The organism is Trichocoleus sp. AS-A1 (assembly GCF_039962015.1).
Classification (GTDB): Bacteria; Cyanobacteriota; Cyanobacteriia; order Cyanobacteriales; family FACHB-T130; genus FACHB-T130.
The window spans coordinates 75324-85903 of the sequence record NZ_JAMPKG010000028.1; the positions used below are offsets into that span (position 1 = coordinate 75324).

Annotated in this window: 9 protein-coding genes and 2 tRNA genes; 9 read left to right on the forward strand and 2 right to left on the reverse strand. The window is 46.3% G+C overall.

The window, feature by feature from the left end:
* Window positions 1-177: 177 nt before the first annotated feature.
* From NC994_RS20080 to NC994_RS20090, 3 genes are read left to right on the forward strand one after another with little or no spacing between them, the layout of a single operon-like run.
* Window positions 178-870 carry a hypothetical protein gene (locus tag NC994_RS20080; RefSeq protein WP_190411926.1) on the forward strand — a complete coding sequence of 231 codons (693 nt, stop codon included), beginning with the start codon at window positions 178-180 and terminating at the stop codon, window positions 868-870.
* Between the two features lie 41 nt (window positions 871-911).
* Window positions 912-1064 (forward strand): hypothetical protein, encoded by a 153-nt coding sequence (locus tag NC994_RS20085; RefSeq protein WP_190430177.1) that lies wholly within the window; start codon window positions 912-914, stop codon window positions 1062-1064.
* A complete protein-coding gene (locus NC994_RS20090) occupies window positions 1018-2550 on the forward strand; it encodes a hemolysin family protein (RefSeq protein ID WP_190433185.1) in 1533 nt (510 codons plus the stop codon). The genes NC994_RS20085 and NC994_RS20090 overlap by 47 nt, the downstream gene beginning before the upstream one ends.
* 52 nt (window positions 2551-2602) lie before the next feature.
* Here the strand turns inward: NC994_RS20090 and queC are convergent, their stop codons facing one another.
* Complete coding sequence (gene queC / locus NC994_RS20095; protein ID WP_190433193.1) at window positions 2603-3289, reverse strand: 7-cyano-7-deazaguanine synthase QueC; 687 nt, start codon at window positions 3287-3289, stop codon at window positions 2603-2605.
* Window positions 3290-3687: 398 nt separating this feature from the next.
* Here queC and NC994_RS20100 point away from each other — a divergent pair, with 398 nt between their 5' ends.
* Entirely contained in the window at window positions 3688-4761 is a 1074-nt protein-coding gene (locus NC994_RS20100) for a Gfo/Idh/MocA family oxidoreductase (RefSeq protein ID WP_190433210.1), read from the forward strand.
* Between the two features lie 144 nt (window positions 4762-4905).
* On the opposite strand, the gene NC994_RS20105 is transcribed toward NC994_RS20100, so the two are convergent.
* Window positions 4906-5859 carry a GDSL-type esterase/lipase family protein gene (locus tag NC994_RS20105; RefSeq protein ID WP_190433195.1) on the reverse strand — a complete coding sequence of 318 codons (954 nt, stop codon included), beginning with the start codon at window positions 5857-5859 and terminating at the stop codon, window positions 4906-4908.
* A gap of 216 nt (window positions 5860-6075) precedes the next feature.
* On the opposite strand from NC994_RS20105, the gene NC994_RS20110 reads away from it, so the two are divergent.
* The 5 genes from NC994_RS20110 to NC994_RS20130 all read left to right on the forward strand — a co-directional run bounded on the left by NC994_RS20110 (window position 6076) and on the right by NC994_RS20130 (window position 9992).
* On the forward strand, window positions 6076-6213 hold the full coding sequence (locus NC994_RS20110; protein WP_190411922.1) for a hypothetical protein: 138 nt from the start codon (window positions 6076-6078) through the stop codon (window positions 6211-6213).
* 336 nt (window positions 6214-6549) lie between these two features.
* Window positions 6550-8400, forward strand: coding sequence for an ABC transporter ATP-binding protein (locus NC994_RS20115; RefSeq protein ID WP_190433197.1), 1851 nt, complete (start codon window positions 6550-6552; stop codon window positions 8398-8400).
* Between the two features lie 78 nt (window positions 8401-8478).
* Window positions 8479-9585, forward strand: a complete 1107-nt coding sequence (locus NC994_RS20120; protein ID WP_190433199.1) for a CNNM domain-containing protein — start codon at window positions 8479-8481, stop codon at window positions 9583-9585.
* A 162-nt stretch (window positions 9586-9747) separates the two neighbouring features.
* Window positions 9748-9832, forward strand: a tRNA-Tyr gene (locus NC994_RS20125).
* An 88-nt stretch (window positions 9833-9920) separates the two neighbouring features.
* Window positions 9921-9992 (forward strand) — tRNA-Thr (locus tag NC994_RS20130).
* Window positions 9993-10580: the final 588 nt, after the last annotated feature.

Consider the following 10580-nt stretch of genomic DNA (forward strand, 5'->3'; position numbering starts at 1 on the left):
AAAGCGGATGCGTAGTATGATTCCTGATAATAAATTATAAGCGCTGTTTTCTAAAATAGAGATAAATTAGCAGCGTGACATTAACCAATTCGCTATCATAGGTTCCACTGCTGTCAGTCGTAAGCTATGTATAGCAGTTGATCGGTGTCGCGGCAATTTTTGTAGCTTGAGCAACCAATGAAACTAAATTCAACTGTCGCACTTACGTTAATTTTGCTTGCTATGATGTTAGGCGCTGGCTTTGTAAGTGCGATGTGGGGGTTTACTGTAGGTCATGAAGCCCTTAAAGGAGTAACGCAGCCGGATGTGCGCCCTACCAATAAATTAGCTGGGACTAAGCGGGCAACTCCTGGTAAAGAAGGAGTAGCAATTTTGCGCGAGGTTGATATCCTGGCAAGTGTCAAAGCACAAATGAGCGGCAAGGCTAAACCTGTTATTAAGCCTGAACAGAAGGAAGCGGAAACCACAAGCGACAGCAAGCCTAACACTCCTGAGGAAACCTCTGAGCAGGACAGTAAACAGCAAAATTTCCCGATTACCAGTCAGGACAAGGGCGTGAAGCTGGAGATAGGCTCAGCGCGTCAGCAAGGAGGTTCTTTGTTGCTGAATGTGAGCCTGAAGAATGAAGGAGGGAATGCTGTACGGTTTCTGTATAGCTTCTTAAATGTAACGGACGACCAAGGTCGAGCTTTAAGTGCTGTGACTGAAGGGCTGCCAGGAGAATTGCCACCGAATGGGCAAAGCTTTTCGGGGACGGTGAGTATTCCCACGGCTTTACTGGAAGACGCTAAGCAGCTTTCATTGACTCTGACAGATTATCCAGATCAAAAACTCCAGCTGAAAATGTCTGGAATTCCAGTGGTGAAGTAGGCGTTAGGTGTTAAGTGGTCGGTAATAGGAGCTGTCTCTGTATGATGACCGTACAGGGGGTAGAGGATTCTACCCACTACTTATTACCGACGACCGATTACCGACAATTCGTTGCCCATTACCCAATACCCAATACCCTGGTTACGGATGGATACCCCCGTGTTGGCGATCTTGACGGTGAATGCTTTTCCTAGGCTCACCGCGCAAGACGTTTTGCTGCGATTATTATCGGTGCTACTACTGATTGCGATTAATGGTTTTTTTGTCATCGCTGAATTTTCGATAGTTTCGGTGCGGAGATCGCGCATCAATCAACTAGTCGAAGCGGGCGATATTCAAGCAAAAACGGTTCAAAACTTGCAAGGTAGCATCGATCGGCTGCTTTCTACTACTCAACTGGGGATTACTCTGTCTAGTTTGGCTCTCGGCTGGATTGGTGAGAGTACAATGGCAATCCTCGTGTCTGCTTCAATCGCGCACTTACCCTTATCTTGGGAGGTCAAAGCAGCGATCGCTCATTCCCTTTCGGTGCCAGTTGCTTTCTTCCTGATTGCCTATCTACAAATTGTTTTGGGTGAACTATCCCCGAAATCAGTGGCACTGCTTTACTCAGAACAGATGGCAAGGTTTTTGGGACTGCCAATCAGAGCGATCGCCCGCTTTTTCAACCCATTCATCTGGATTCTCAACCAATCGACACGCTTACTCTTGCGGCTGGTAGGCATTCAGTACACTGGACAAGGCTGGTATACGCGCGTTACCCCCGAAGAATTGCAAATGATTATCACCACAGAGCGCGAATCTACGGGACTGGAAGCTGAAGAACGAGAGTTGCTCAACAACGTGTTTGAGTTTGGTGAGGTGTTGGCGGAAGAAGTCATGGTTCCCCGCACCAGCATTGCCTCTATTCCCTGTGAAGCCACTTTTCAAATCTTTCTAGATGAAATTACTACCACGGGTCACTCCCGCTATCCCGTCACAGGAGAATCCCTTGACGATATTCGCGGCATTATCTACTTCAAAGAGTTAGCTGAACCTCTAGCCAAAGGCGAACTAACTTTAGATACACCAATTCAGCCTTGGATTCGACCCGCTCGATTTGTGCCGGAAGGACAGCCTTTAAGCGAACTTTTGCCGATGATGCAGCGAAGTCACCTGGCAATGGCGATCGTTGTGGATGAATTTGGCGGCACCGCGGGGTTAGTAACAATTGAGGATTTGATTGCTGAAATTATCGGCTACGAGCCAAAAGCTGAGGATAAAGAAGAGTTAGCTGTGCAAATTTTGGATGAGCAAACTTTTCTGGTGCAAGCACAGATGAATTTGGAAGAAGTCAACGAATTTCTCGATCTCAACTTGCCCTTGATTGATAAATACCAAACCTTGGGCGGCTTCGTGCTTTACCACTATCAGAGAATTCCTACCCAAGGTGAAACCTTGCGCTTTGACAACCTTGAGCTGACCATCGTTTCCGCCGAGGGTCCTCGCCTGCACCAAATTCGCATTCACCGACGAGAGGCGACAGTTGCTAGCAATGAAGCTAACGGGTCTGATGTCTCCAATATGTCAGATTCAGATGGCTCAGATTCAAATGTCTCAGATGCCAAGGTTGCAGCGGATGACACCAAGAAATCAGAAATAACGAATCAGGAATCAGGATTCAGCAGAAATTTTGAATGATCTCGTTTGGATTTTCACTTGCCTCTCGTTTACGGCAGGAACATCCCCAACTTTAGTGACTCTTTGCTGCATAAGGAAGGGGGTCTTGTAATCCTAGCTCAGCAAAAGCAGCTAGACGCAACTGGCAGGAATCACAGACGCCACAAGCCACTTCGCTCCCGGTATAGCAAGACCAAGTTTGCTCCCAAGGAACGCCTAGCCGATTTCCAAGCTGAATGATTTCCGTTTTTTTCAGGTCTATCAGGGGCGTCATGATGCTAATTGGCTGTCCCTCTCGTCCCTGTTTCGTTCCCAGCCGAAAGACTTCCTGCATTGCCTGGATATAATCGGGACGGCAATCGGGATAGCCGGAATAATCTAAAGCATTAACGCCAATATAAACCCGCTGGGCATTGATGGTTTCTGCATAAGCGAGGGCAAAGCTCAAAAAGATGGTATTTCGGGCGGGGACATAGGTCACGGGGATACTTTGATCCATTTCATCAAGCGATCGCCCTTCTGGTACGTTAATGGCACTGTCTGTGAGCGCAGAACCGCCCCAGCGACGCAAATCAAACACCACTACCTGATGTTCTCGTATACCAGCGAGGCGAGCGATCGCTGTCGCAGACTCTAACTCTCGCTGGTGTCGCTGCTGGTAATCGAATGAGATGGCATAACACTCACAGCCATCAACCTTTGCTTGATACAGTACCGTCGAAGAATCTAGCCCCCCAGACAACAAAACAACCGCTTTCACTTCCCAGCCCCCTCATCCCCAGATTTTTACTTCTGCCAACTTTCAGATGTTTCCCACCATCACGTCTTGATAATTGACCGCTTACTGGCTACTAAATTCCTCAGCCCTCAGTCCTTAGTCCTCAGTCCTTAGTCCTCAACTCTCAGTCCTCAGCCCTCAGCCCTCAGTCCTCACCAAATGGACGGGAGAGAAAGTGACACATTTACCAGTTACTAATTTACAAACCTCAACAAAATGGAAGATAAGATAAATCTCACGAATTTGAGAAAGTTAGACACAGCTTTGAAATTCTTCACAAAAGAAGGCACTATGATACCATCTGGATCGTCTCAGGCGACTAAACGTTGCCAATTGATTTAATCCTAGTGGTGGAGGAGCATACAGGAGTGCAAGATAGCATGCCAGCAAGACAGCCAGACGCTCATCAGCAGCGTAACCAGCCGCAACCGATCCGCGTTGGCGTGATTGGGGTCGGTAATATGGGACAGCATCACACCCGCGTTCTGAGTCTGCTTAAAGATGTGGAACTGGTTGGTGTATCAGATATTAATGTTGAGCGGGGTTTGGATACTGCGAGTAAGTATCGCGCTCGCTTTTTTGAAAACTATCATGACTTAATCCCCTATGTAGACGCTGTCTGCATTGCCGTTCCGACAAGGCTGCATCATGAGGTTGGCATGACTTGCCTGCAAGCAGGGATTCATGTCTTGATTGAAAAGCCAATTGCCGCCAGTATTGCCGAGGCTGAATCCCTCGTCAATGCCGCAGCCGAATCGCACTCGATTCTCCAAGTAGGACATATTGAGCGGTTTAACCCGGCTTTTCAAGAACTCAGCAAAGTTCTGAAAACAGAAGAATTGCTTGCCCTAGAGGCTCATCGCATGAGTCCTTACTCGCAACGGGCTAACGATGTCTCTGTCGTCTTGGATCTGATGATCCATGATATTGACCTGTTGCTAGAACTATCCGCTGCGCCGGTAGTCAAATTGACCGCCAGTGGTAGTCGTGCCTCTGATTCCGGCTATTTAGATTACGTGACTGCTACCCTAGGTTTTGCCAACGGAATTGTCGCCACGCTAACAGCCAGTAAGGTGACACACCGCAAAATTCGTCGCATTGCTGCCCATTGTAAAAATTCTCTAACTGAGGCAGATTTCCTCAACAATGAAATTCTGATTCACCGGCAAACGACTGCCAACTATATGACAGATTATGGTCAGGTGCTTTACCGACAGGATGGGTTAATTGAGAAAGTCTACACCAGTAATATTGAGCCGCTTCACGCGGAGTTAGAGCATTTTGTTAACTGCGTGCGCGGTGGGAATCAACCCTCTGTAGGCGGCGAACAAGCGCTTAAAGCTTTGCGTCTGGCGAGTTTGATCGATCAGATGGCTCTCGATGGTCAAGTTTGGCAGCAACCAGGCTGGGATTGTCGGTGTCTGAGTTCTCCATCTGTAGCCGTTTCCTTCTAAAGAATTAAAAATTAAAAATTAAAAATGGAAGGTGTGTTTTAGAAGTAGCGATAATTAGTTTGGAGACCTTTGTGAAACTAAGGTTCTACTAATTAACACTATGCTTTACCACTACCGAAGTAAAAATTCCGCAATTTTTAATTTTTAATTTTGCATTTTTAATTGACTGAGAGATCGCCCAATTTCTTCATTAACCAGCTGATTTCCTTGAGGGCTGAGATGGATATGATCTCGGTACAGAGTTTCTGGCTGCTCTTTTGAGTTGAAAATGGGCAGAAAATCTATATAGGTAAGGCGTTGGTTTTGGATTAAATCGATAAGGCGCTGTCGCGCTTTCAGTTCATAATCACGAGAACCCGGTTCGCCGATTTCTCGCTTTAGGGGCGTCATTGCGAGTAAAAAACGGGCACCTTTTTGCTCTGCGATTGTGTGGATTTCTTGAATGGCGTTTAGATTAAACCCAACGCGATCGCCTGATTCCGCGTTCACTGCTTTCATCTCTGGTACTGGCGGTGCCTTTAACAAATAGCGGCTGAATGCCTCTACAAGCGCTAGGGGCGGTTTTTGGTCGGGGTAATTGCGATCGCGCCCCACCGGGATTGAAGTTGGCGCAGTCCCGAACAGATCGTCAGTATTAATCAGCAACACGACTACCTGAGCATCGAACGTACCAAACTGCTTTAAGTACGCTAATTCATTGCGCGGACACCAAGAGTTCGCTGAAGCGTTGAGAACTTCTATTTGCTTAAAAGTTTTACCATCAATAGAGGATTGCAACTGTTGAGTCATCATGGCTGAAAGCGTCTCAGCCTGATCTGTCCACCAGCCACCATTCGCAATGGAATCTCCCAACAGCAGCACCCGCAGCGTAGATTCAGGGCGAGTTTCCGTGATTTTTGGGCTTCGCATTGAATACTGATTAATTTCTATCAGATTGCCAAACCTGCGAGTCCGCTGATTTGGCGCTAATAAATATCCAATCTGTTCATCAGCAATATAAATCAAGGGATTTCCAAAGCCAAATAGCAGCCGCAATCCCACCTCTACCGCCAGTACCAACCCTACAACAACTGCCAAAACAATCAGCACAATTTTCACGGATAATCCCCTATGTACATAGATCGTGACCCGATCTAGCTTAAATCTTGCAGCACTTCAGTTTTGCAGTCTTAAAAGTCGCTCCCATCTTAACCCAACCCATTTATGACCCATTCGGGTGATAGACGAATCCTCCCTCAGCCGCTAACCTAGTCATGGGTTAAGATATGTTTACAAATTGTTGTCTAGCTCCGAATCAAGGAGGATCGCAGCCTTATGTCAGACTTGAACCGTGGAATTATGAAGTTCGAGGGAGCTGATAGCCCAAAAGCGATCGCTATCTCATCTGTGTTGGTTTTGGGTGGTATTGCTTTTCTTGTTTGGTGGGCACTTCACTCAGCCTACGCTATGTAACTCGCTACTAAACCGAGGCCACTACCGATGCTGATGAAGCCATAAGTTCAATCGATAGGTTATCTCAAAGCTCCTGTAAAACTTCCTTGTTCGGGAGTCACTTTGTTATTCAACCCAAAATGTCTTTCGCGTATCTTTTGCCTCAGGCTGCATAGGACTACACCAACCTTTTGCTTGACTAAAGACAAGTGAAATGTTTTCAAACCCACGGAGATGGGTTTGGTACGTGTAGCCGCGATATGGAGTTGCTGAATGCAAGATACAAGTTTTTCTAGAGTCGCTTTTTGAGCCTGACTCTGGAATTTTTTATTGGCTATTTTTCATCAAGAAAGAATTATGGCAAGCATTCGGGATATCCTCGGTTATTACCGAAAATATCGAATCGTCGCGCTTTTAAGTATTGCGGCATCTAGTCTCTTTGAAATCATCGATCTGGTAGTTCCTTACACAATTGGGCAGATTCTCAACGTACTGTCCGGTCAACCGCTGGATCGGGGATTGCAAAATGCGATCGCTCTCATCGCTGAAGTTAGCAACTTACCGGCAAATCGATTCCTTTCCCTCTCAGTGCTAATGGGATTAATCTTGTTAGTCACCGTCGTTAGAGCGCCCATTCAGCCTTGGCTCGGCATCTGGTTTCACTGGGATACAGCCTTGCGATCGCGTCGAGACCACAGCATAAAAGTCCTCGAAAAAATCGTCACTCTACCGCTAGAATTTTACGAAGAAAACAACCCCGGACGAATCGCCGGACGAGTTGCTAGAGGACTCGCTAATCACACCTGGACTTATCCTGAAGTCGCCGGACAGTTGATTCCCAAACTCGTTCGGGTGCTGGGTATCTTTGCGATGATCTGGCTAATTGAGTGGCGAATTGCCGTAATTTTCCTAATTTCCTTCATCTTCATCCTCAGCTTCACCCTCAAAGACCTCAAGCAACTGAGCGATCGCGAACAGAAACTGGATCGATATCAGGAAAATACCGAAAGTCGTACTTCGGAAATTATTACCAACATTAAAACCGTCAAAGCCTTTGCCACCGAACAGACGGAACTGGAGCGTCAACGACAGCGTCTAGAGCGGGAGTTCAAAGTTGTTGACTACCGCATTCATAGAGGTTACGTCATCCTAGCTACTTCCCAAAGGACGATCATCCAGTTTTGTGTCTTTTTAGTGCTTGGTTTGACCCTCAACGCCACCTTACAGGGAAAAATTTCACTAGGACACTTCGTTACTACGTTGACCATCTCCAGCATGGCCTACTCGGAGCTAGAACCTATTAGTAACCTCGCTGAGATATTTGCTCGTCGCTATGCCTCCATGCTCCGGTTCCACGAGTTCATGCACCTACCTGTAGGCGTAGATGGGGTCATTCTGTCTCAAACCAGAACGCAGACGGCAGAAGGAGGAACTCAGGATTCTCGTGGTTCTGAACTGTCCTATCAATTTACCGGCAAAGTCGAATTTTCCCATCTGAGCTTTGGCTATGACAGCGATCGCCCAGTTTTAGAAAACATTAACCTACTCATCGAACCTTATCAAACTGTAGCGCTGGTGGGGCGTTCGGGGTCGGGTAAGTCTACCTTAGTCAAGCTTCTGTTCCGGTATTTTGAACCCCATCAAGGTCAGATTTTAATGGATGGTCAAGACATTCGCACTTTGGATGTCACTGGCTATCGGCGGCGTCTGGCAATTGTTCACCAGGAAGTAGATATTTTCAACGGGACGTTGCTTGAAAACCTTACCTATGGCAACCCCAAAGCTACGGTTGAACAGGTTCAGGAAGCTTGCCGCATTGCCAGAGTAGACGAAGTCATTGAGCATCTGCCGCAAGGGTACTACACCGTTGTTGGAGAGCGGGGAATGCGGCTGTCTGGGGGACAACGACAGCGCTTGGGAATTGCTAGGGCACTCTTGGTCGATCCAGATATCCTCATCTTTGATGAAGCAACTTCTAGCCTCGACTACGAATCTGAGCGCTCAATTCAGTTAGCAATGCGTAGCATCCTCGGCACCCGCACCACCATTATCATTGCTCACAGACTTAGTACCATCCGGGAAGCAGACAAAATTGTAGTTCTCGATCAAGGTCAAATTGTAGAAGTCGGTAGCCATGCTGAACTACTGCACCGCAAAGGAATTTACCGACGTTTGCACTCCCTACAAGAAACAGGTGAGCTACTCTAAAGTTAAAAGGAAAAAGGCAAAAGTGAAAAATCTTTCTTTTTCCTTTTGCTTTTTAACTTTTGCCTTTTACAGCTTCCCGTGATTGTTTTACCCGTTCAGTCATATATTCTAGTTACTTCCGATCTGGGTCCCCTTTTAGGAAGTGTTTGGCTCGATATCGCGGTGCTGGGATTGATGCTTTTGCTTTCTGCTTTTTTCTCCGGCTCGGAAACGGCGATTACAGCCCTCGACAACCTTAAACTCAGGGCGCTGATTCAAGAGCAAGGAGACCCGCGCCGGATGTTTGCGCTGGTCTTAGAAAATCGGGGTCGGTTTATCACTACCCTTCTAGTCGGTAACAATCTAGTTAATAATTTTTCAGCAATTCTGACCAGTAACTTATTTGCCCTCTGGTTAGGGAATGCAGGATTGGGAATTGCTACTGCTGTTGTTACTTTTCTAGTGCTGATTTTTGGAGAAGTTACCCCTAAATCTCTGGCAATCAACAATGTGATGCCAGTTTTTAAGTTTGCCGTTCGCCCGATTTACTTGCTATCTATCGTTCTCGGCCCGCTCATTTATTTATTTGAGCAAATTACTCAGCGGGTAATTCGCCTGTTTCAGGGGGGTGTTGTTCAAGAGGGAGAGTCTTTAAGAGACCTCCATCTGATGATTGAAATTTTGGGAGGCAAGGGGCATCTGGATTTACACAAACACCAGCTGCTGAACAAAGCCTTGATGCTAGACAGTCTCAGCACCCGCGATCTGGTTAAGCCACGGATTGACATGAGGACAATCTCTCATGAAGCGACGTTGCAGGAGTTTGTGAATCTGTGTCTGGAGACAGGATATTCCCGTATTCCCGTGCAGGAGGAGTCTAAGGATCAAATTGTCGGCGTTGTTCACCTGAAGCGAGCGCTCCAGCAGCTGAGGTTTTTGAAAAAAGAAGGGATTGATAATGGCTTGGTGACAGAGGCGATGGACCCGCCAGTATACGTGCCGGACACGAAACGAGCCGCCAATCTACTGAAGGATATGTTGCAACAACGCCTTCACATTGCCATCGTCGTCGATGAGTATGGGGGCACGGTAGGGTTGATCACGCTGGAAGACATTCTGGAGGAGCTGGTTGGCGAAATTTACGATGAAAGTGACTTTCCCAGTCGAGCGATCGCTACGAGAAATGCCACGCGCTCTGGTGGCTGATTCAGAAGACAGGGATCAATGTAGGAATAAGCGATGTAGATTCCCGCTCTCATCCTGCTACTTGCACTGTCCGTCACTTTTTCCACAGCTATAAAATCAATTTTCAAAAAAACTTTTGCATTTCCCAAACCTTGTGCTACGATTATTAATCGTGGAACAGATGGGTCGATGCCCGAGTGGTTAATGGGGGCGGACTGTAAATCCGCTGGCTATGCCTACGCTGGTTCAAATCCAGCTCGGCCCACCACGCAACAAAAGTTCTAAGCCATAAGTTTTGAGTTATTCTTTAATTAAGATAACCGACTCAAAATTTAACGTTTATAACTTATAAAACTGCCCGTGTGGCTCAGTGGTAGAGCACACCCTTGGTAAGGGTGAGGTCACGAGTTCAATCCTCGTCACGGGCTTTTTCAGCAAATAACTTAATCAAAGTTTTATTCGGATGAGCTTACTTCAGAAGTCATGTTTCTGGAGATTCTACCCAATCTTTTAGATATCCAGGAAGTATCTTCTTCATGAGAGTACACGCATAGCTCTCTAACTAGAGATATGCAACTGATAACTTATTTTCTGACCGCTTTTAAAGAGTCTAGAGGTGCTATAGATGAAAAACTTTAGCAGCTAAAGATAGGATGATTAAATCGCCTATAAGCAATGAGCGGCTTGATTTGTCAGTAGCTAAATACACGTCATACATTGCAGAATCCTGTGGCAGTATTGATGAATTCAGATTCCTACAAGCAAGAATGACAATTTATCACCTATTTACATAATTCTTAGGTTCCAAAAATATAAGGGGCTCCTAAAGCAATAGATGACTCGCAATTTCTCTAATCGAGCTTTGACAAAAATACTAAAAAAACTCGTGTAGAGTGTCGCTAACCCTAAGAGCTAATTTATAAAGGAAATCTTAAGCAGCTAGTCGTCTGACCATGAGACGAATCAAAGAACCATAAATCATTGCTTCGCTGATCTCTGAATACAGCTCATAATCC

What these genes read in the sequence shown, in the direction of transcription:
- NC994_RS20085 (WP_190430177.1), top strand. Translation starts at nt 912, where the DNA reads ATGATGACCGTACAGGGGGTAGAGGATTCTACCCACTACTTATTACCG.
- NC994_RS20080 (WP_190411926.1), top strand. Translation starts at nt 178, where the DNA reads ATGAAACTAAATTCAACTGTCGCACTTACGTTAATTTTGCTTGCTATG.
- NC994_RS20090 (WP_190433185.1), top strand. Translation starts at nt 1,018, where the DNA reads ATGGATACCCCCGTGTTGGCGATCTTGACGGTGAATGCTTTTCCTAGG.
- NC994_RS20115 (WP_190433197.1), top strand. Translation starts at nt 6,550, where the DNA reads ATGGCAAGCATTCGGGATATCCTCGGTTATTACCGAAAATATCGAATC.
- NC994_RS20110 (WP_190411922.1), top strand. Translation starts at nt 6,076, where the DNA reads ATGTCAGACTTGAACCGTGGAATTATGAAGTTCGAGGGAGCTGATAGC.
- NC994_RS20100 (WP_190433210.1), top strand. Translation starts at nt 3,688, where the DNA reads ATGCCAGCAAGACAGCCAGACGCTCATCAGCAGCGTAACCAGCCGCAA.